The organism is Rhizobium bangladeshense (genome assembly GCF_017357245.1).
GTDB classification, from domain to species: Bacteria; Pseudomonadota; Alphaproteobacteria; order Rhizobiales; family Rhizobiaceae; genus Rhizobium; species Rhizobium bangladeshense.
In genome coordinates this window covers 1,662,324-1,682,726 of sequence record NZ_CP071612.1, presented here as the reverse complement: position 1 = coordinate 1,682,726, position 20,403 = coordinate 1,662,324, and the positions used below count along the sequence as shown (strand labels likewise).

Genomic DNA, 20,403 nt, shown 5'->3' with positions numbered 1-20,403 from the left:
CGGGCATCCCCAAGGTACGTCCGAGCCGATCGCCTTTGATCCTGGCTAGAGATGCCCCGCCCCCACGCTTCGCCGTGGCGAAGCGACAAGTGCGTCCGGCGATTCTGCGGGAGGTTGGCTGAAACGGGCCGCCTGATCGACGGCCGGCTTGGCCGTAGGGCTTGGCTACGACGCGCGCCGGCCGGTCGACCATCCGACTCCGTTTGAGCAAACAGAATGCTTCAATCTAACCCGGAAAGGCTCTAGAACATCTCTGCGAGGCCCATACAGAACAATGGCCTAAAGCAAACCGCTCAGACTTTGATTCACCGACATGCCTTGCCATTGTCTTCTGCGCGCCGATATCGCGGAACTGCTGCAGCCCTCCGGGCGAACGAACGACCTAGGGTTTAAAACCTTCCTTAAACTTCGTCCCATAATGTGCCGGACCAGTATTGCGTATGGTTGGGTATCATGGTCTCGCGTCTCGTCTTCGGCCTCGGCTTGCTGTCGGCCACTGCCCTCGTACACCCTGCTTTTGCCGCGGAAGCACGGACCCTGCAGATCTTCGTCTCGAAGAACAAGCAGTCGCTTGTGGTTTATGATGGCACCGAGGTCGTCGCCACCTCGAAGGTCTCGACCGGCAAGGAAGGCCACACGACGCCGAGCGGCATCTTCTCCGTCATCGAAAAGAAGAAGTACCACGAATCCAACCTCTATTCGAACGCGCCGATGCCTTTCATGCAGCGACTGACTTGGTCCGGCATCGCACTGCATGAATCCAATTCGGTGCCGCGCCATCCGGCTTCGCACGGCTGTGTGCGCATGCCCGGCGCCTTCGCAAAGATGCTCTATGGAATGACCGACGCCGGTGTTCCGGTCATTATCAGCGACGGCGAACTGGCGCCGCAGCCGATCGACCACCCCAATCTTTTCCATCCGGACTCGCCGGCAGCGATGCCGCTCCTCTCGGATGTCGAGCTGCGGCCCTCGATACCAAGCTATACCGAAGCACCGGTGCAGGTGGCGATGAACAACACGGCTGTAATGCCGATGCCGGTTGCGCCCGAGGAAGCCAAGGCGCCATCCGAGCCGATCAGCATGCTCATCACGCGCCGGACGCTGCGCGAAACGGTAATCGACATCCAGGCCCTTCTCAACCAGCTCGGCTTTTCTGCCGGCGATCCGGACGGTCTGCTCGGTCCGACGACCGTGCAGGCAATCAAGGCTTTCAAGGCGCTGCGGTTTACAGAATTTGCCGGTGACAGGAACCTGATCTCCGACAACCTGCTCAAATCGCTCTATGCGGCGGCCGGCAGGGGTGAGCCGCCGAACGGCGTCATCATGGTGCGACAGTCCTTCGAGCCGATATTCGAGGCGCCGGTGATAATCGCCGATCCGAGCCTGGCACTCGGCACGCATTTCCTGACGCTGCATGCAATCGATGCGACCGCCGGCACGGCGGACTGGCTCGGAGTGACGCTCACGAACAATCTCTCCCGTGAGACGATGAAGCGGCTCGGCATCACCAATCAGGAAAGCTCGATCATCAGCGGCCGGCCCGTCGCCAAGGCGCTCAGTCGAATCTCGATTCCGGACGAAACCCGTCACCGGATCGACGCGTTGATTTCGCCCGGCTCGACTTTGACAATCTCGGATACGGGCATCGGCTCCGAAACAGGCGAAGGTACCGAATTCATTACTGTCACCCGCGAGAACTGAGACCTACCAAAGCTTCTCGACGGCGCGCTCGTCGTAGCTTCGGCGGGCCGCAATAATCTTTGCCTGGTTCGCTTCCGTCCAGACGACGAGCGCCTTGATCGTATCGTGCAGCGTGCAGCCGAGATCCGTCAACGCGTAATCGACCCTTGGCGGCACCACTGGATAAACCGTCCGCTCGATTAGACCGTCACGCTCGAGCTGACGCAACGTCGTCGTCAGCATGCGCTGGCTGATGCCATCAATACTTTTGCGCAGTTCGGTAAAGCGAAGGGTGCGCTTTTCGAGCAGCGCAATGACCAGCAGCGACCATTTGTCGGCAATGCGATCGAGGATCTGACGCACCTCGCACTCCTCCCGCGCATCCCACTGGTGGATGTCGTAATCGCGCTCGGTGCTGCAGCAGTCACTCGGTGAGTTTGAAGTGCCTTCTTCCATGGGTTCGAACCATGCCCTATGTCAGCCTTGGTTACAATAGGGAACCGAGGTTCAATATGTAACCATCCTCGTTCTTCCCTGCTTCACGCATAAGGAACTTCATGATGTCTACAAGTCCTCCCTTGGCAGCAGAGAGCGCGAGAATGGGCGCCGGAGCTGCCGGTATGCTGACCGTGCTCTGTGGCGCGATTTTTCTCGAAGGTGTCGATGCGGCCATGCTCAATATCGCCCTGCCCTCGATCCGGGCCGAACTCGGCCTTTCGACGACAACATTGAGCGCCGTTGTCTCGGCCTATGTGCTTGCCTATGCCGGCCTGATGCTGCTCGGAGGGCGAGTCGCCGATATGTACGGCAAGCGCAAGGTCTTTTTGACGGCGCTCACGGTATTCCTGCTGTTTTCTGGTCTCGGCGGTTTTGCGACCGAGGGCTGGATGCTGCTGGCGGCTCGCTTCGTGACAGGTGCGGCGGCTGCCTTCATGACACCGGCTGGCCTTGCCCTTATCAACGGCAACTTTCCAGAGGGACCGCAGCGCAACAGGGCCGTGCTGATCTATGCCGGCACCGCCTCGGCCGGCTTCTCGCTCGGCCTTGTCATTGGAGGGCTTCTATCAGCCATCGGCTGGCGCTGGGTGTTCTTCGCACCGGTGATCTTCTCCGCTATCCTGCTGCTGGCCGGCATGAAGCTGATCGTAGAGAAGAAGGAAGACGCCGCCCAGCGGCAAAAATTCGACATTGCGGGCGCGCTGACGTTGACCGGCGCCATGTTGCTTGCCGCCTATGCGCTGACACGGATGGAACACGCGGCCAACGATCTGACTTGGACGATCGCGGCAGCAGGGGCGAGCATGGTGCTCTGGTTCGCCTTCGCTCTCATTGAACGCAAGTCGCGCGCGCCGCTGATAAGGCTCGGGATTTTCCGATCTGCCGTTCTTGTGCAATCCAATCTCGGGGCGATGCACTTTACCGGCGCTTTCTTCGGTTTCCAGTTCGTCGTCTCGCTTTATCTGCAGGAGCTACTGGGCTGGTCTTCCTTCGAAACCAGCCTCGCGCTGATCGTTATCGGCATGGATGCCATTCTGGCTCCGCTGCTCACGCCCCTGCTCGTCGAACGCTTTGGTAACGGACGCGTCGTACTTGGCGGCTTTGCTTTCGCCATCGCCGGCTACGCGCTCTTCCTCGGCATGGGCCTCGACTGGACCTATACCGCCATGTTGCCGTCAATGGTTCTGCTCGGCCTCGCCTTCTCGCTAGGCTATGGACCGCTGACGATCATCGCGACGGAAGGTATCGCCGAAGACGAACAGGGGCTGGCAAGCGGCCTGGTGAACACCTCGTTCCAGTTCGGTGCAGCCTTGGGCCTGTCCGCCGTCAGCGCCGTCGGCACGCTTGCCCTCGGCGATGGTGACAGCCCGTCCGAACGGCTCGAGGCGCTGCGGACCGCCTTGATCGTGCCAGTCGGAGCGACGCTGATCGGCATGGTCATCATGGGCTTTGGCAGAGGCCGCTGTGCGGACGCGTCATGCCGGCTACAGGCCGGCTGAAAGCAAAGGACAGGCAGCCGGGCTTATCCCGGTTGCCTCTTCGTCAGACAAGTTCGACGTCAACGACGCCAGGGGCGGCGCGAAGGGCGGCTGCGATCTCCGGCGTGATGCGGTATTTCTCCGGCAGCGCCACTTCCACCTCGCGTTTGCCCTCCTCCTTGATGACGATGAAGGAAACCAGGCCGTCGCCCTTGGCGTTCAGATGGCCGGCAACCATTCTCAGCGGTCCGGAATCTCTGACATAGACGCGCAGCGCCTTCTGCATCTGCAGCGACTTTTCCTCGAGCGACTGGATCGTCTGGATACGCAGGCCGATGCCCTCCGGCCGCTCCTCGCCGGTCGCGGTCAGCAAGAAGGATTTTCCGGACTCGAGCACATCGCGATACTGGTTCAGCATCTCCGAAAACAGCACGGCTTCGAACTGGCCCGACGAGTCGGAAAAGACGATGATGCCCATCTTGTTGCCGGTGCGGGTCTTGCGCTCCTGCTTCGAGATGACGGTGCCGGCAAGGCGCGCATTGGCAGCCCCCTGCTTGATCGCCGCGGAGAACTCGGCAAAGGTCTGCACGCGCATCTTCTGCAGGATGTTGCTGTAGGAATCGAGCGGGTGGGCCGTGAGATAGAAGCCCAGCACCTGGAATTCCTTGAGCAGCCGCTCCGAAGCCAGCCAGGGTGAATAAGGCGGCAAGGAGATCTTCTCCGGACCTGACGTCAATGTACTGCCGAAAATATCCGACTGGCCGCTCAGCTTGTTTTCCTGGGCGCGCTGGGCATAGCCGAGGATGCGGTCGAGCCCGGCGGCAAGCTGGGCGCGGTCCGTGCCGAAACAATCGAAGGCGCCGGCATAGATCAGGCTTTCCAACACGCGGCGGTTCACCTGGCGCGGATCGATGCGCAGGCAGAAATCCTCGATGCTGGCGAAGGGCTTGTCGCCGCGCACCTCGACGATATGGTCGACGGCGGATTCGCCGACGCCCTTGAGGGCGGCCAGCGCATAGTAGATCCGGTTGTCGCCGGTCTCGAAATGGCGGAAGGAGGTCTGCACCGAAGGTGCGATCACCTCGATGCCGAGGCGTTTGGCATCTTGACGGAAATCATTGACCTTTTCCGTGTTGGACATGTCGAGCGTCATCGAAGCGGCGAGGAACTCGACCGGGTAATGCGCCTTCATATAGGCCGTCTGGTATGAGACGATGGCATAGGCGGCGGCATGCGACTTGTTGAAGCCGTAATTGGCGAATTTCGCCAAGAGATCGAAGATGACGTCGGCCTGCGGCTTCTTCACACCGTTCTTCACCGCGCCATCGACGAAGCGCTCACGCTGCTGGTCCATCTCGGCCTTGATCTTCTTACCCATGGCGCGGCGCAGAAGATCGGCTTCACCCAATGAATAGCCGGACAGGACCTGGGCGATCTGCATCACCTGTTCCTGATAGACGATGACGCCCTGGGTTTCCTTGAGCAGATGGTCGATCATCGGGTGGATCGATTCCACCTCCTCCTCGCCGTGCTTGCGGGCATTATAAACCGGGATGTTCTCCATCGGGCCCGGGCGGTAGAGCGCCACCAGCGCGATGATGTCCTCGATGCAGTCCGGCTTCATGCCGATCAGCGCCTTGCGCATGCCGGCACTTTCCACCTGGAACACGCCGACCGTCTCGCCGCGCGACAGCATTTCGTAAGTCTTCTTGTCGTCGAGCGGAATGGCCGCAAGATCGACTTTAATGCCGCGTTTGGCGACGAAATCGACGGCGACCTTCAGCACGGTCAACGTCTTCAAGCCGAGGAAGTCGAACTTCACGAGGCCTGCCTGCTCCACCCATTTCATGTTGAACTGGGTGACGGGCATGTCGGAGCGCGGATCGCGATACATCGGCACGAGCTTGGACAGCGGGCGGTCGCCGATGACGATGCCGGCAGCATGCGTCGAGGCGTGACGATAAAGCCCTTCAATCTTCTGGGCGATGTCGAGCAGACGCGCGACCACCGGCTCCTTCGCCGCCTCCTCCTGCAGCTTCGGCTCCTCCTCGATCGCCTTGGAGAGCGGCGTCGGATTGGCCGGATTGTTCGGCACGAGTTTGCAGATCTTGTCGACCTGGCCGTAAGGCATTTCCAGCACGCGGCCGACATCGCGAAGTGCGGCGCGTGCCTGCAGCGAACCGAAGGTAATGATCTGCGCCACCTGCTCGCGCCCATATTTCGCCTGAACGTAGCGGATCACCTCTTCGCGGCGGTCCTGGCAGAAGTCGATGTCGAAGTCAGGCATCGAGACGCGTTCCGGATTGAGGAAGCGCTCGAAGAGCAGCGAGAAGCGCAGCGGGTCGACATCGGTGATCGTCAAGGCATAGGCGACCAGCGAACCGGCGCCCGAACCACGGCCCGGACCGACGGGAATATCATGCTGCTTGGCCCACTTGATGAAGTCGGAAACGATCAGGAAGTAACCCGGGAAGCGCATGCGCTCGATAACGCTGAGTTCGAACTCGAGGCGCTCGCGGTAATCCTTTTCCTCGTAACCCGGCGACATTCCGAGCGTGGCAAGCCGCATGTCCAGCCCTTCCACCGCCTGGCGGCGCAATTCGCCCGCCTCGGCGCGTTCGGCCTCCTCGGCATCGTCGGTGGCGCCAGTGAAGCGCGGCAGGATCGGCTTTCGCGTCTTCAACACGAAGGAGCAGCGCTTGGCGATCTCGATCGTGTTATCGAGCGCTTCCGGCAGGTCGGGAAAGAGCTTGGCCATCTCGGCCCGGCTCTTCAGGTAGTGATCCGGCGTCAGGCGAAAACGGCTGTCGTCGGAGACGATGGCGTTATGCGCAACCGCCATCAGCGCATCATGGGCGTCGTAATCGTCGCGAGTCGGAAAGAAGGCTTCGTTGGTGGCGACGAGCGGCAGGTCATGCGTGTAAGCAAGCCTGACGATCTTCTGCTCGTGCCGCTTGTCGTAGGTGCCGTGCCGCTGCAGCTCGACATAGAGTCTGTCGCCGAACAGACGCTTCAGCGTGAGCAGCCGGGCTTCCGCCTGAGCGGGATGGCCTTCCCTGAAAGCCGCGTCAACCGGCCCAGTCAGGGCGCCGGTCAAGGCGATCAGCCCTTCCGTGCCTGACTCTTCCAGCCAGGAGGCTCTGATATGAATGGCCTGGTTGCTATCACCGCCGAGATAGGCGCGGCTGACGAGATCAACCAGCCTTTCGTAACCGGCGTCCGTCGCCGCAAGAAGAACGATCGACGGCAGCTTGATCAGTGCCTGCTGACCGCCGCGCTTTTCACTTTCCAATCCGTCTTCCATGTCGATCGAGACCTGGCAGCCGATGATCGGCTGCAGGCCCTCGTCCATTGCCTTCTGGGAGAATTCAAGGGCGACAAAGAGATTGTTGGTGTCGGTGATGGCGATCGCCGGCTGGCTGTCGCCGGTCGCCTTGTAGAGGATCTTCTTCAGAGGCAAGGCGCCCTCAAGCAGCGAATAGGCGGAGTGGACCCTCAGGTGGATGAAACCCGGTTCGCCACCGGTCGCCTCACCAATTGAACCCGTTTGCGTCTCCGCCATGATATGCCTTTCAATCAGCCGAAATGAATCGGACGCATTGTCGGCATTGAGGGCGATGATGTCCAGAAGAAGACCGGCGTGCGAACCGCATGACTGCCATGCGATCCCCCGAAAACTTTAGATCGCGATGACGATAAGCGAGAAGCTGGCAACGAACATTGCGATGGAGGTGAATGCTGCGATATCACGGATCATGTCAGTCATCTGGCTCTCCTTTACTCGTTATGTTTTCAATTTGTTCCATCTATGTTCCAATGTCAACAGGAATCTTTTCCTCCCCGCTTGCCTTTGAAAAAGGGCCGCTCGCGAGCTGCGAATCGAACCTCGCATCGCGCCAGTCTTGACATGCTCTCCAACCCGCCCTGCATCGCCTGGACGAACCGGTCGGGCCAACGCATCCTGTGCCTGATGCCTGCCTCTGGCTTCTAGCAATGCGAACCGTTTTGTTTTTCTTATGTTCTCAGCAGTCTGCTATATCGGCATCAGGTGAGGCAGGGAGGAAGATGATAATGCTCGACACCGCTATGCTGAACGACTTCATCGTAGAGGCTAAGGCCGCGACCTATATCGGCGGGGGCGTGCCTCGCCCGCCCTGCCGGCCGGGCGCTCACGATATTGGCTATGAACGCGGCGACTGGTCATATCTCGACAGTTACGTCGGCGGCACCGATTTCGCCGGACAGGAAGTGGTGTGGTTTGCCGGCGAACCCGTCTGGGCGATGAATTATTTCGGCTGCGTCGTCGCGGCCGATCTCATCGATGGCAGTGCCGCCGGAACTGTGATCAAGGCGGCGCTGTCGGCGATGTATGGGGAGGGCCGCTTTCTCGGCGGAATGGAATTCGATCATCCGTTCGGCCGCTATATCGACCGCAGCGAAGGCGGCTGCGACCGATTCAGCGGCCATGAATGCATCATGGTCGGCGGCCGGAAGGCTTATGTGCTCGATTACCGCGGCGGGCTTGTCATCCCGTAATCGAATTAGAAGTCGACAACCTTGCCATCGGAGATCGTGACGCGCCGATCCATGCGTCCGGCCAGTTCATGGTTGTGAGTGGCGATGAGGGCCGCGAGGCCGGACTGGCGCACCAGCGCCTCGAGCGCGTCGAAGACGTAACTTGCCGTCTCCGGATCGAGATTGCCGGTCGGCTCGTCGGCGAGAAGCAGCGTCGGGGCATTGGCGACGGCGCGGGCGATCGCGACGCGCTGCTGTTCGCCGCCGGAAAGTTCGGCCGGACGATGCGAACCGCGATGGCCGATGCGCATATAATCGAGAAGCTGGCCGGCTCGCTCGCCGGCTTCCTTCCAGGACAGGCCGGCGATCAGCTGCGGCATCATGATGTTTTCAAGCGCCGAAAATTCCGGGAGGAGGTGATGGAACTGGTAGACGAAGCCGATCTCGCTGCGGCGGATCGCGGTGCGTTTCTCGTCTGAAAGGCCGTCGCAGGCATGGCCATTGATGGTGACCTCACCGCCATCGGGATGTTCCAAGAGCCCGGCAATATGCAGCAGCGTAGACTTGCCGGTGCCGGAGGGAGCGACGAGAGCGACGATCTCACCTTTCGACAGTGAAAAATCCGCGCCCTTCAGAATCGGGAGCAGCGTATCGCCCTGCCCGTAATGGCGCTCGACGCCGGTAAGCTTGAGAACGACGTTGCGATTCATGAAGACGGCATTCCTTATTCGTAGCGCAGGGCCTGCACCGGATCGAGCCTGGAGGCGCGCCAGGCCGGAAAGATCGTCGCGATGAAGGAGAGCGTCAGCGCCATCACGACGATCGAAATGGTTTCGCTGAGCTGCATCTCGGCCGGCAGCTGGCTGAGGAAATAGACCTGCGGATTGAAGATCTCGGTGCTTGATATCCAGGAGAAGAACTGGCGGATGGATTCGATGTTGACGCAGACGAGAACACCGAGCAGCACGCCGCCAATGGTGCCGACGATGCCGATCGCCGCCCCGGTCATGAAGAAGATGCGCATGATCGAGCCGGCGCTGGCGCCCATCGTGCGCAGGATCGCGATATCGCTGCCCTTGTCCTTCACCAGCATGATGAGGCCGGAGATGATGTTCAGCGCCGCCACGAGCACGATCAGAGTCAGGATCATGAACATGACATTGCGCTCGACCTGGAGTGCGGAGAAGAAGGTCTGGTTGCGCTGGCGCCAGTCGGTGAGGTTGATCTGGCGGCCAGCCGCCTCCTCCACCTTCGGCCTCAGAGCGGCGATATCATCGGGGTGATCGGCGAAGAGCTCGATCGACTGCACCAGCCCAGCGGCATTGAAATAGAGCTGCGCCTCCTCGAGCGGCATGAAGATGATCGAGGAGTCGTATTCCGACATGCCGATCTCGAACAGCCCGGAGATTTTGTAGGACTTGACGCGCGGATTGACGCCCATCGGCGTGATGTCACCTTCCGGCGAGGTCAGGGTGATGAGGTCGCCGACGCGCAGACCCAGTTGATCGGCCATGCGAGTGCCGATCAGCACACCTTCACCGGCGGCAAAGCCCACCATATCGCCGGATTTGATGTTATCCGAGACCGTTTTGAGCTTGGTCAGGTCTTCAGCGCGGACGCCGCGCACCAAAGCGCCGGTGCTGCCGCCGGCCGAGGCGGAGGCGAGCACCTGGCCTTCCACCAGGGGCAGCGCCATCTTGATGCCGGGCACGCCGGCGAGCCTACTGGCGAGGTCGGGATAATCGGTGAAAGGACCATCGACCGGTTGCACGATCATGTGGCCGTTGATGCCTAGAATGCGCGAGACGAGCTCGGTGCGGAAGCCGTTCATGACGGCCATGACGATAATCAGCGTCGCAACGCCCAGCATGATGCCGACGAAGGAGAAGCCGGCGATCACCGAAATAAATGCCTCCTTGCGGCGGGCGCGCAGATAACGCCACGCCACAAGACGCTCAAAGGTGGAAAATGGCTTGCCAGCCGGACCCAAGCCGGATTTTGAACTCCGGTCCACTGCTGCCTCTGCCATTTCGCCTCCGTTTCCTTACGCCACGAACCTGTTGATCGCCGCTTCGATGGTCATCGTTTCGCGGGCGCCGGTCTTGCGGTCCTTCACTTCGACCTCGCCGTTTGCGACCGCACGCGGACCAGCGATGATCTGGACAGGTACGCCGATCAGGTCGGCGGTCGCGAATTTCGTCCCAGCCCGGTCGTCGGTGTCGTCATAAAGCACATCCTTGCCGGCCTTGGTCAGCGCAGCGTAGATCAGCTCGCAAGTATCGTCGCAGGCTTCGTCGCCCGACTTCATGTTGATTACGACAACATCGAAGGGTGCGACCGACGCCGGCCAGATGATTCCGTTGTCGTCATGCGATGCTTCGATGATGGCGGGAACAAGGCGCGTCGGACCGATACCGTAGGACCCCATGTGAACGAAATGTTCCTTACCATCCGGCCCCTGCACTTTCGCGCCCATCGGCTCGGAATATTTCGTGCCGAAATAGAAGATATGGCCGACCTCGATGCCGCGGGCGGAAAGGCGCTCGCCCTCGGGGATGGCGTTGAAGGCTGCCTCGTCGTGCATCTCCGAGGTCGCGGCATAAAGAGAGGTCCACTTGTCGAAGATCGCCTGCAGGCCTTCGACGCTGTCGAAATCGGTCCGTTCACCAGGAATATCGAAGCCGACGAAGTCCTTGTGGCAGAAAACCTCGGATTCACCGGTATCGGCGAGGATGATGAATTCATGGCTGAGATTGCCGCCGATCGGGCCGGTATCGGCACGCATCGGGATGGCGCGCAGGCCGAGCCGATCGAAAGTTCTGAGATAGGCTGCGAACATCTTATTATAGGAATGCTCTGCTGCTTCGCGCGTCAGATCGAAGGAATAGGCGTCCTTCATCATGAACTCGCGCGAGCGCATGGTGCCGAAACGCGGACGGATCTCGTCGCGGAACTTCAGCTGAATGTGATAGAGATTGAGCGGCAGGTCCTTATAGGATTTGACTGAGGCGCGGAAAATATCCGTCACCATTTCCTCATTGGTGGGACCATAAAGCATCGGCCGCTCCTGGCGGTCCTTGATGCGCAGCATCTCCTTGCCGTAGGCGTCGTAACGGCCGCTTTCCTGCCAAAGCTCCGCGGATTGCAGGGTCGGCATTGAAAGCTCGATGGCGCCGGCGCGGTTCTGCTCCTCGCGGATAACGGCGTTGACCTTGTCCAGCACACGCTTGCCGAGGGGCAACCAGGAATAAATGCCCTGTGACTGCTGGCGGATCATGCCGGCGCGCAGCATCAACCGGTGGGAGACGATCTCCGCCTCCTTGGGGTTTTCCTTAAGGATGGGCATGAAATAGCGAGACAGGCGCATGGCGATTCCGAAGCAGTTGAGATCCCGCAGACGAGCGGAATCGAAGGTACATCGTTATGTGGGAGCGTTCATAGCCGCTTCGCGGCAGGAAGGAAACCCGCAACTGCCGTCGGCCGCCTCCCGGACACGCATGTTCGCGCCCGCAAAATGAAAGGGCGTGAAAAAGCGCGTGTTTATAAGGACTTGAACGAAAATCTTGTCAACAGAAAAATTTTGCTGGAGTGTAGCAAAAATGCAAAAAAAGCTAATGACAAAGCCCAATGTTTGAGCTAGCTTTAGCTCACAAAACAGGCAGGAAGTTAAATTCTTGCCGAATTCGCGGTCAAGTCTTGGGAGGATCAGATCTTAGGCGCGCTCGTCGCAGCCCCGGCAACGGTTACAGATCACGCGATACTTAAAACAAGGCTTCCAGCCTTGTTTTTTTTTGGCTTTTCGCCCTCTTCTCCCATTCAAACTCCGAATGGCTTCCGTAAAGGAACCCTCTTATTCCGTTACGCGAGCTCTTTGCGGCAACGGCATGACGGCGGTATGACGAAACCGATTTTTCCTTGAATTTACATCTGCTCAAAGTTTGAGCAAAAGCTACGTCAATAGAAGCTGGGCCCGAGTTGTGGAAGGGCATCGAAGCCCCAGCCAAGATAGATGTCGCAGACATACCAGAGACCGTAGATCAGCGCCGAGATCAGCGTCGTCAGCGAAAAGACGAAGGCGGCGCGAAAGCGGGTGGGCGCGCTTGGCACCGTGCCGAGCACGATATCGTCGTCTTCCGCCTGGGTACGCAAGCCGATCGGAAGGACGGCGAAAAGCGTCATCCACCAGATGATGAAGTAGACAGCGAGTCCCTGAAGGAAGGTCTGGAGCATTATCTTTCCCGGTAGTGTCTTGCCGACAGAACGCATGAAGCGCTGTGTCGCTTGGAGCTGGCGCACTTATACGGCGGAATAGCGTCCAACTCAAAGCGAACGAACCATTTCGCCGCCTTCAGGTCACTCTGCCGCAGCGAAGCGCCTTCGACTGTATTTGGTTTAGGCTTGTTCGAGCTCGATCAGCGTGCCGAAGAAATCCTTGGGGTGCAGAAAGAGCACCGGCTTGCCATGCGCGCCGGTTTTCGGCTCGCCGCCGCCCAGCACCCGCGACCCGGCCGCGAGCAGGCGGTCACGGGCGAGGATGATATCGTCCACCTCGTAACAGATATGGTGCATGCCGCCGGACGGGTTCTTTTCGAGGAAGGCTTCGATCGGCGAGTCCTGCCCGAGCGGTTGCAACAATTCGATCTTGGTGTTCGGCAATTCGACGAAGACGACGGTGACCCCGTGTTCCGGTAGAGGCTGTGGCTGCGATACGGCGGCCCCCAGCGAGTCGCGATAAGCGGCCGTCGCCGCTGCGAGGTCGGGAACGGCGATGGCGATATGGTTCACCCGGCCGAGCATGGTCAGACCTTGGTTACGAAGGCGGTGACAACGGGCTTTTTGCCCCAGGCGTGATTTGCAGCCGCGCGAATGGCGCGGCGCACGGCTTCCTGCAGCATGTCGATATCCTTGCGGCGGGCGCGCGGAATGCTTTCGATGGCGCTGATCGCCGCATCGTAGAGCGTATCCTCCATCTCCTCGCCTTCGTCATCATAAACCGGCAGGCCGATCGAGACGAGGTCCGGATCGCCGAGAATGTCATAACGGGCGTCGAGCACGACGCTGACCGCGACGTGGCCGACATAGGAGAGTTTCCTACGCTCGCCGATACCCATTTCGTCGAAATCGCCGATCAGCAGGCCGTCCTTGTAGATCCGGCCGTGCGGCGCTTCCCCGATCACCTCGACCGGACCTGGCGCCAGCCGCAGGATATCGCCGTTGCGCACCCGCGGCACGATCGCGATGCCGGATTGCTCGGCAAGCTCCTTGTGCGCCGTCAGATGCGTCGCCTCGCCATGCACCGGCACGACAATTTTCGGCCGCGTCCACTCATACATCCTCTGCAACTCGTTGCGGCGTGGATGGCCGGACACGTGAACGAGCGCCTCGGTATCGGTGATGATATGCACGCCCTGCTCGACGAGGCCGTTCTTGATGTCCTGGATCGCCTTCTCGTTGCCTGGAATGGCGCGCGAGGAAAAGACGACGATATCGCCTGCCGCAAAGGCCACATTGCGCATCTCGTCACGGGAGAGCTTGGCAAGGGCCGCGCGCGCCTCGCCCTGGCTGCCGGTCAAGATGACGACGACCTTGTCGCGCGGGATATAGCCGTATTCGTCCTCGGAAATGAAAGGTTTGACCCCTTCCATCAGGCCGATATCGCTAGCGACGTCGACGACGCGCTTCAGCGAGCTGCCGAGCAGCAGCACCTCTCGGCCTGCCGCCTCGGCAGCCTCGGCAACGGTGCGAATACGACCGACATTCGACGAGAAAGTGGTGATCGCCACCCGGCCCTCGGCATCCTCGATGATCTTGCGCAGGCTTTCCGACACATCCTTCTCGGAGGGAGAAACACCGTCGCGCAGGGCATTGGTGGAATCGCACATCAGCGCCAGCACGCCCTCGTCGCCGAGCTGGCGGAAGCGCGTCTCATCGGTCAGGGGGCCGAGCGAAGGCTCGTGATCGATCTTCCAGTCGCCTGTATGGATCACATTCCCAGCCGGCGTGCGAATCATCAGCGACATCGGCTCAGGAATCGAGTGGTTGACAGCGACGCCTTCGATGCTGAAAGGGCCGACATTGATCGTGTCGCCTGCCTTGAACGGCGTCACCGGCACTTCGCCGATCGTTGCCTTCTCGAAGTTGCGCTTGGCTTCAAGCAGACCCGATGTGAATGCCGAGGCGAAAACCGGAACGTTGAGACCTGGCCAGAGGTCGGCAAGCGCGCCATAATGGTCTTCATGGGCATGGGTGATGATGATCGCCTTAAGATTCTTTCGCTCGCTGGCAAGGAAGCGGATATCTGGCAGCACGAGATCGACGCCCGGCAGGTCCGGTCCGGGAAAAGTCACGCCGCAATCGACCATGATCCACTGGCGATGCTCGGGCGGGCCGTAGCCGTAAAGGGCAAGATTCATCCCAATCTCGCCGACGCCACCCAGAGGCAGGAATACCAATTCGTCCTGTTTCGCCATAATTTTCGTTTTTTTCCGCTATCCAAAAAACACATCACCGGCGGCAATAGACATGATCCTGCCAGCGCCGGTATCGAGCATCAACAAGCCATTATCATCAATTCCGGCGAATTGTCCGGAAATCGATTGGTCCGGCAAATTCACCGTAATCTTTTCGCCGATGCCACAGGCAATGGCGCGCCAGCGGGCGGTGATCTTGGCAATGCCGCGGCCCTGATCCCATACTTCGAGCAGTTCCACCATCGCCGCGAATAGATGAGCGAAGAGTTCCTCCGGCGAAGCTGCGCTTGCGTGCTGGCGCAGGCAAGTGACGGGATAGAGCGGATTGTCCGGCATGACCGAAACATTGATGCCGATACCGACGATCAGCGCATAACGGCCGTCCGGCAACCCCTCGCCTTCGACCAGGATGCCGCAGGTCTTCTTTCGGCCGATGAGAATATCGTTCGGCCATTTGACCTCAAGCGGTTCGCCACCAGGCGGCAGCACCCTGTGGATGGCCTGGTGAACGGCAACGGCAACGGCCAGCGGCAGCGAGCCGAGGCGCTCCATCGGAGCCGGGTCGATCAGCAAAAGAGACGCATAGAGATTGCCGCGTTCGGAAACCCAAAGCCTGCCGCGACGGCCGCGGCCGCCGGTCTGCCTCTCGGCCGTCACCCAGAGATTTCCTGGATCGCCCGCCCGGGCCCGGGCGAGGCATTCGCTATTGGTGGACGATGTTTCCGACAGGGCCTCATGCCTGAAATCGTCGAGCGATATTCGGCGCTGCCTGCCGGAGACCATCAGAAGAGCGTCGCCGCGGCAAGCTCTGCCGCACCGCCGATCGGGCCGCCGATGAGAACATAGGCGGTGACGAAAAGACCGGAGAGACCAAATACCAGGCGCAGAGAGCCAGAAACACGAGCGAATTCGTCGGTCGCCTCATCGAACCACATCAGCTTGATGACACGCAGATAATAGTAGGCGCCGACGACCGAGGCGAGAACGCCGATGATGGCAAGCGCATAAAGCTTGGCTTCGATCGCAGCAACGAAGACGAAGTACTTCGCAAAGAAGCCGGCGAGCGGCGGAATACCGGCCAGCGAAAACATCAGCGCCGTCAGCACCACGGCCATGAACGGGTTCGTGGTGGAAAGGCCGGCGAGATCGTTAACATTCTCGACGACAGTGCCGTCCTTGCGGCGCATCGACATGATGATCGCAAAGGTGCCGAGCGTCATGATCATGTAGATGACCATATAAAGCATGACGCCGGAAACACCGGTCTGGTTGCCGGCGGCAAGGCCGACCAGCGCGTAACCCATGTGGCCAATCGAGGAATAGGCCATCAGCCGCTTGATGTTCTTCTGGCCGATCGCGGCAAAGGATCCGAGCAGCATCGAGGCGATCGAGATGAAGACGACGACCTGCTGCCAGTCCGCGAGAACCGGTTGAAAAGCGGTGATGACGATACGGGTCATCATCGCCATGGCAGCAACCTTGGGGGCTGCGGCAAAGAAGGCGGTGACCGGCGTCGGCGCGCCTTCGTAAACGTCGGGAGTCCACATGTGGAAGGGGACGGCCGAGATCTTGAAGGCAATGCCGGCAAGGATGAAGACCAGGCCGAAGATGAGGCCGAGCGAACGCGCGCCCTCAACCGAAAGCGCCTGGGCGATTTCGGCAAAATGGGTATGACCGGTGAAGCCGTAGACCAGCGACATGCCGTAGAGCAGCATGCCGGAGGAAAGCGCGCCGAGGACGAAATATTTCAGGCCGGCTTCGGTCGATTTCAGACTGTCACGGTTGATCGCGGCGACGACGTAGAGCGCCAGCGACTGCAGTTCCAACGCCAGATAGAGCGAAATCAGGTCGTTGGCCGAGATCATCAGCAGGATGCCGAGGGTGGCAAGGACCAGGAGAACCGGGAATTCGAACTTGTCGAGCTGGTTTTCGCGGGCATGGCCGATCGTCATGAACAGGGCGACCAGCGAACCGATAAGCGCCACCAGCTTCATGAAGCGAGAGAAGCCGTCGGCCATATAGACGCCGCCGAAGGCGAGGCCTTCCGTGGGCACGAAGAGCAGCCAAAGGCCGGAGGCGAGCAGCAAGACGATAGCGAGGCCGGTGACGACGTGGCCTGACCGCTCGCCCGAGAAGACGCCGACCATCAACAGGACAAGGGCGCCGACCGCGAGGATGAGCTCCGGCGCGGAAAGATGCAGACTGAGGAGAATTGTTTCAGCGGTCATGTGCGATAAGTCCCGTCATCATTTCATAGACAGCGCAACATTCTGCGCTGCGTGCACGGCGGCCGTGTAGTTGTTGACAAGCAGATCCACCGAGGCGGCCGTCGCGTCGAAGACCGGAGCCGGGTATACGCCGAAGAAGATCGTCAGTGCGACGAGCGGATAGAGGATCAACTGCTCGCGTGGCGAAAGATCGAGCAATGCCTTCAGCTTTTCCTTCTCCAGCGCACCGAAGATCACCCGGCGATAGAGCCAAAGCGCGTAAGCGGCCGAGAGGATGACGCCGGTGGCGGCAAAGAGCGCGACCCAGGTGTTGACCCGGAAGACGCCGATCAGCGTCAGGAATTCGCCGACGAAGCCGGAGGTGCCGGGAAGTCCGACATTGGCCATGGTGAACACCATCATCGCGACGGCATATTTAGGCATGTTGTTGACGAGACCGCCATAGGCATTGATCTCGCGGGTGTGGGTACGGTCGTAGACGACGCCGACGCAGAGGAAGAGCGCGCCGGAGACGATGCCGTGCGACAGCATCTGGAAGATCGAACCCTGAACACCCTGCATATTGGCAGCGAAGATGCCCATGGTCACGTAGCCCATGTGCGCCACCGAGGAATAGGCGATCAGCTTCTTGATGTCGTCCTGCATCATCGCCACCAGCGAGGTGTAGATGATGGCGATGACGGACAGAGCGAAGACGAGCGGCGCGAAATAGTCGGAGGCGACCGGGAACATGCCGAGCGAGAAGCGAATGAGACCGTAGCCGCCGAGCTTCAGGAGCACGCCGGCCAGGATCACCGAGCCCGCCGTCGGCGCCTGAACGTGCGCATCGGGCAGCCAGGTATGGACCGGCCACATCGGCATCTTCACCGCAAAGGAGGCGAAGAAAGCAAGCCAGAGCCAGGTCTGCAGCGCGGGCGGGAACTTGTAAGCGAGCAGCGCGGTGATGTCCGTCGTGCCGGCCTGCCAGTACATCGCCATGATGGCGAGCAGCATCAGCACCGAGCCGAGCAGCGTGTAGAGGAAGAACTTGTAGCTCGCATAGACACGGTCCTTGCCGCCCCAGACCCCGATGATCAGGAACATCGGAATGAGGCCTGCCTCGAAGAAGACGTAGAAGAGCACGATATCGAGCGACACGAAGACGCCGACCATCATCGTTTCGAGGATGAGGAAGGCGATCATGTATTCCTTCAGGCGCTTCTCGATCGAGAGCCAGCTCGCCAGCACGCAGAAGGGCATGAGGAAGGTCGACAGGATGACGAACAGCATCGAGATGCCGTCGACGCCAACGTGATAGCCGATGCCGGTGCCGAGCCAATCATGCTTTTCGAGCATCTGGAAGCCCGGATTGGCATTGTCGAAGCCGATCCAGATGAAGAGCGAGACGACGAAGGTGAAGACAGTGGTGATCAGCGAGATCCACAGCACGTTCTTCCGGCCGCTTTCGCTGTCGCCGTTCATCAAGAGCAGGAGCACCACGCCGACAAGCGGCAGGAAGGTGACCGTTGAAAGAATAGGCCAAGCGGTCATCAGAAGGAACTCCCGAGCATCATCCAGGTAACGAGCGCCGCAATGCCGAGCAGCATCGCGAAGGCATAGTGATAGAGGTAACCGGTCTGCAGGCGGACCACCCTGTCGGTGACGGCGACGACGCGGGCTGCGACGCCGTTCGGGCCATAGGTATCGATGACGCCGACGTCACCCTTCTTCCACAGGAAGCGGCCAAGTGCCCTTGCCGTACGGACGAAGAGGAAGTCGTAGAGTTCGTCGAAATACCACTTATTGAGCAGGAAATTGTAGAGAACCCGGTGCTGTCTGGCGAGGACGCGCGGCGTCTGCGGCGAGCGGATATACATGTACCAGGCAATGACGAAGCCGAGCAGCATGGCGATGAAGGGGCTCAAGGCCACCAGCGCCGGCACATGATGGAACTCTTCCACGAGCTCGTTCTCAGCGCTGGTGAAGAGCGCGCCCTTCCAGAACTCGGCATACTCCTCGCCGTAGAAACGGCCCTCGAAGATCACGCCCGCCAGCACCGCGCCCATCGCGAGCAGATAAAGCGGTACCAGCATGACCTGCGGCGACTCGTGAACGTGGTGCATGACCTCGTGCGACGCGCGCGGCTTGCCGAAGAAAGTCATGAAGATCAGCCGCCAGGAATAGAAGCTGGTGAAGAGAGCCGCGATCACGAGCAGCGAAAAGGCGAAGCCCGCGACCGGCGAATGTGAAGCATAGGTCGCCTCGATGATCACATCCTTGGAGAAGAAGCCGGCAAAGCCGATCGGCGTGAAGGGAATGCCGACGCCGGTGATCGCCAGCGTGCCGATGATCATCAGCCAGAACGTCACCTTGATGTGTGGCCGCAGGCCACCCATGTAGCGCATGTCCTGCTCGCCATCGACGGCATGGATGACCGAGCCGGCGCAGAGGAAGAGCAGCGCCTTGAAGAAGGCGTGGGTGAAGAGATGGAAGATCGCCGCGCCATAAGCCCCTACCCCCAGCGCCACGAACATGTAGCCGAGCTGCGAGCAGGTGGAATAGGCGATGACGCGCTTGATGTCGTTTTGTACGAGGCCGACGGTTGCCGCGAAGAAGGCGGTGATCGCACCGATCACGGTGACAACAACGAGCGCATCGTGCGACAGTTCGAAGAGCGGCGACATGCGGGCGACGAGGAAAACGCCGGCGGTGACCATGGTGGCGGCATGGATGAGGGCCGAGACCGGGGTCGGGCCCTCCATGGCGTCCGGCAGCCAAGTGTGCAGCAGGAACTGGGCCGATTTGCCCATGGCGCCCATGAACAGCAGCAGGCAGATGCCGGTCAGCGCGTGCGCCTTGTCGAGCTGCATGCCGAAGAGGTTGAGGATCACCTCGCCCGCCTCGCCGCCGCCTTCATGCGGGGCGAAGTTCGACGCGTTGGCGAAGATCGTGTCGAAGTTGATCGAGCCGAACAGAACGAAGACGCCGGCAATGCCGAGCACGAAGCCGAAGTCGCCGACACGGTTGACGATGAAGGCCTTCATCGCCGCGGCCGTCGCCGAAGGCTTCTTGAACCAGAAGCCGATCAACAGATAGGAGGCGAGACCGACGCCTTCCCAGCCGAAGAACATCTGGGCCAGGTTGTCCGAGGTCACCAGCATCAGCATCGCGAAAGTGAAGAGTGAGAGATAGGCGAAGAAGCGCGGACGATGCGGATCGGTGTGCATGTAGCCGATCGAATAGATATGCACCAACGTCGAGACCGTGTTGACGACGATCAGCATGACGGAGGTCAGCGTATCCACACGCAGCGACCATGAGGCGTCGATGCCGCCGGACTGGATCCAGCGGAATACCTCGACCTTGATCGGCCCGCCTTCAAGGTGGCCCATGCCGACGGTGAAGAAGACGATCCAGGACAGGATGGCGGCAATGATCATCAGGCCGCTGGTGACATATTCCGAAGCTTTGGCGCCGATGGCGCGGCCGAAAAGGCCGGCGATGATCGCGCCGATCAAGGGAAGAAAGACAATAGCCTTATAGAGGAACATGAGC

General features: G+C 60.3%; 15 protein-coding genes. 3 read left to right on the top strand and 12 right to left on the bottom strand.

Annotated features, from left to right (window positions below):
- Positions 1-453 precede the first annotated feature (453 nt).
- A complete protein-coding gene (locus J2J98_RS08105) occupies positions 454-1,701 on the top strand; it encodes a L,D-transpeptidase family protein (protein WP_207602821.1) in 1,248 nt (415 codons plus the stop codon).
- A gap of 3 nt (positions 1,702-1,704) precedes the next feature.
- Here the strand turns inward: J2J98_RS08105 and J2J98_RS08100 are convergent, their stop codons facing one another.
- Positions 1,705-2,136 (bottom strand): winged helix-turn-helix transcriptional regulator, encoded by a 432-nt coding sequence (locus J2J98_RS08100; protein ID WP_138395144.1) that lies wholly within the window; start codon positions 2,134-2,136, stop codon positions 1,705-1,707.
- 143 nt (positions 2,137-2,279) lie between these two features.
- On the opposite strand from J2J98_RS08100, the gene J2J98_RS08095 reads away from it, so the two are divergent.
- Positions 2,280-3,677: an MFS transporter gene (locus tag J2J98_RS08095; RefSeq protein WP_246569400.1), complete on the top strand. Its 1,398-nt coding sequence runs from the start codon at positions 2,280-2,282 to the stop codon at positions 3,675-3,677.
- 43 nt (positions 3,678-3,720) lie between these two features.
- Here the strand turns inward: J2J98_RS08095 and dnaE are convergent, their stop codons facing one another.
- Complete coding sequence (gene dnaE, locus J2J98_RS08090) at positions 3,721-7,218, bottom strand: DNA polymerase III subunit alpha (protein WP_207602820.1); 3,498 nt, start codon at positions 7,216-7,218, stop codon at positions 3,721-3,723.
- A 509-nt stretch (positions 7,219-7,727) separates the two neighbouring features.
- Between dnaE and J2J98_RS08085 the strand changes: the two genes are divergently transcribed.
- Positions 7,728-8,192 carry a DUF5680 domain-containing protein gene (locus J2J98_RS08085; protein WP_064706942.1) on the top strand — a complete coding sequence of 155 codons (465 nt, stop codon included), beginning with the start codon at positions 7,728-7,730 and terminating at the stop codon, positions 8,190-8,192.
- 5 nt (positions 8,193-8,197) lie between these two features.
- On the opposite strand, the gene J2J98_RS08080 is transcribed toward J2J98_RS08085, so the two are convergent.
- The 10 genes from J2J98_RS08080 to nuoL form a co-directional block, all read right to left on the bottom strand.
- Positions 8,198-8,881 (bottom strand): ABC transporter ATP-binding protein, encoded by a 684-nt coding sequence (locus tag J2J98_RS08080; RefSeq protein WP_064706941.1) that lies wholly within the window; start codon positions 8,879-8,881, stop codon positions 8,198-8,200.
- A gap of 14 nt (positions 8,882-8,895) precedes the next feature.
- The gene (locus J2J98_RS08075; protein ID WP_207602819.1) at positions 8,896-10,200 is read right to left on the bottom strand and encodes a lipoprotein-releasing ABC transporter permease subunit; all 1,305 of its coding nucleotides are present in this window, start codon (positions 10,198-10,200) and stop codon (positions 8,896-8,898) included.
- 15 nt (positions 10,201-10,215) lie between these two features.
- Positions 10,216-11,538, bottom strand: coding sequence for a proline--tRNA ligase (gene proS, locus J2J98_RS08070; RefSeq protein WP_138395139.1), 1,323 nt, complete (start codon positions 11,536-11,538; stop codon positions 10,216-10,218).
- 587 nt (positions 11,539-12,125) lie between these two features.
- Positions 12,126-12,401, bottom strand: a complete 276-nt coding sequence (locus J2J98_RS08065) for a DUF1467 family protein (protein WP_207602818.1) — start codon at positions 12,399-12,401, stop codon at positions 12,126-12,128.
- A 162-nt stretch (positions 12,402-12,563) separates the two neighbouring features.
- The gene (gene mce, locus J2J98_RS08060) at positions 12,564-12,968 is read right to left on the bottom strand and encodes a methylmalonyl-CoA epimerase (protein WP_064706937.1); all 405 of its coding nucleotides are present in this window, start codon (positions 12,966-12,968) and stop codon (positions 12,564-12,566) included.
- Between the two features lie 2 nt (positions 12,969-12,970).
- Positions 12,971-14,641, bottom strand: coding sequence for a ribonuclease J (locus J2J98_RS08055; RefSeq protein ID WP_138395136.1), 1,671 nt, complete (start codon positions 14,639-14,641; stop codon positions 12,971-12,973).
- A gap of 18 nt (positions 14,642-14,659) precedes the next feature.
- Complete coding sequence (locus tag J2J98_RS08050) at positions 14,660-15,424, bottom strand: biotin--[acetyl-CoA-carboxylase] ligase (protein WP_207602817.1); 765 nt, start codon at positions 15,422-15,424, stop codon at positions 14,660-14,662.
- Entirely contained in the window at positions 15,424-16,869 is a 1,446-nt protein-coding gene (gene nuoN, locus J2J98_RS08045) for an NADH-quinone oxidoreductase subunit NuoN (RefSeq protein WP_207602816.1), read from the bottom strand. The genes J2J98_RS08050 and nuoN overlap by 1 nt, the downstream gene beginning before the upstream one ends.
- An 18-nt stretch (positions 16,870-16,887) precedes the next feature.
- Entirely contained in the window at positions 16,888-18,399 is a 1,512-nt protein-coding gene (locus J2J98_RS08040) for an NADH-quinone oxidoreductase subunit M (protein ID WP_064706933.1), read from the bottom strand.
- A complete protein-coding gene (gene nuoL, locus J2J98_RS08035) occupies positions 18,399-20,399 on the bottom strand; it encodes an NADH-quinone oxidoreductase subunit L (protein ID WP_207602815.1) in 2,001 nt (666 codons plus the stop codon). The genes J2J98_RS08040 and nuoL overlap by 1 nt, the downstream gene beginning before the upstream one ends.
- Between the last annotated feature and the right edge of the window lie 4 nt (positions 20,400-20,403).

What these genes read in the sequence shown, in the direction of transcription:
- J2J98_RS08075 (WP_207602819.1), bottom strand. Translation starts at nt 10,200, where the DNA reads ATGGCAGAGGCAGCAGTGGACCGGAGTTCAAAATCCGGCTTGGGTCCG.
- J2J98_RS08100 (WP_138395144.1), bottom strand. Translation starts at nt 2,136, where the DNA reads ATGGAAGAAGGCACTTCAAACTCACCGAGTGACTGCTGCAGCACCGAG.
- mce (WP_064706937.1), bottom strand. Translation starts at nt 12,968, where the DNA reads ATGCTCGGCCGGGTGAACCATATCGCCATCGCCGTTCCCGACCTCGCA.
- J2J98_RS08095 (WP_246569400.1), top strand. Translation starts at nt 2,280, where the DNA reads ATGGGCGCCGGAGCTGCCGGTATGCTGACCGTGCTCTGTGGCGCGATT.
- J2J98_RS08085 (WP_064706942.1), top strand. Translation starts at nt 7,728, where the DNA reads ATGCTCGACACCGCTATGCTGAACGACTTCATCGTAGAGGCTAAGGCC.
- J2J98_RS08040 (WP_064706933.1), bottom strand. Translation starts at nt 18,399, where the DNA reads ATGACCGCTTGGCCTATTCTTTCAACGGTCACCTTCCTGCCGCTTGTC.
- J2J98_RS08105 (WP_207602821.1), top strand. Translation starts at nt 454, where the DNA reads ATGGTCTCGCGTCTCGTCTTCGGCCTCGGCTTGCTGTCGGCCACTGCC.
- J2J98_RS08055 (WP_138395136.1), bottom strand. Translation starts at nt 14,641, where the DNA reads ATGGCGAAACAGGACGAATTGGTATTCCTGCCTCTGGGTGGCGTCGGC.
- proS (WP_138395139.1), bottom strand. Translation starts at nt 11,538, where the DNA reads ATGCGCCTGTCTCGCTATTTCATGCCCATCCTTAAGGAAAACCCCAAG.
- J2J98_RS08065 (WP_207602818.1), bottom strand. Translation starts at nt 12,401, where the DNA reads ATGCTCCAGACCTTCCTTCAGGGACTCGCTGTCTACTTCATCATCTGG.
- nuoN (WP_207602816.1), bottom strand. Translation starts at nt 16,869, where the DNA reads ATGACCGCTGAAACAATTCTCCTCAGTCTGCATCTTTCCGCGCCGGAG.
- nuoL (WP_207602815.1), bottom strand. Translation starts at nt 20,399, where the DNA reads ATGTTCCTCTATAAGGCTATTGTCTTTCTTCCCTTGATCGGCGCGATC.
- dnaE (WP_207602820.1), bottom strand. Translation starts at nt 7,218, where the DNA reads ATGGCGGAGACGCAAACGGGTTCAATTGGTGAGGCGACCGGTGGCGAA.
- J2J98_RS08080 (WP_064706941.1), bottom strand. Translation starts at nt 8,881, where the DNA reads ATGAATCGCAACGTCGTTCTCAAGCTTACCGGCGTCGAGCGCCATTAC.
- J2J98_RS08050 (WP_207602817.1), bottom strand. Translation starts at nt 15,424, where the DNA reads ATGGTCTCCGGCAGGCAGCGCCGAATATCGCTCGACGATTTCAGGCAT.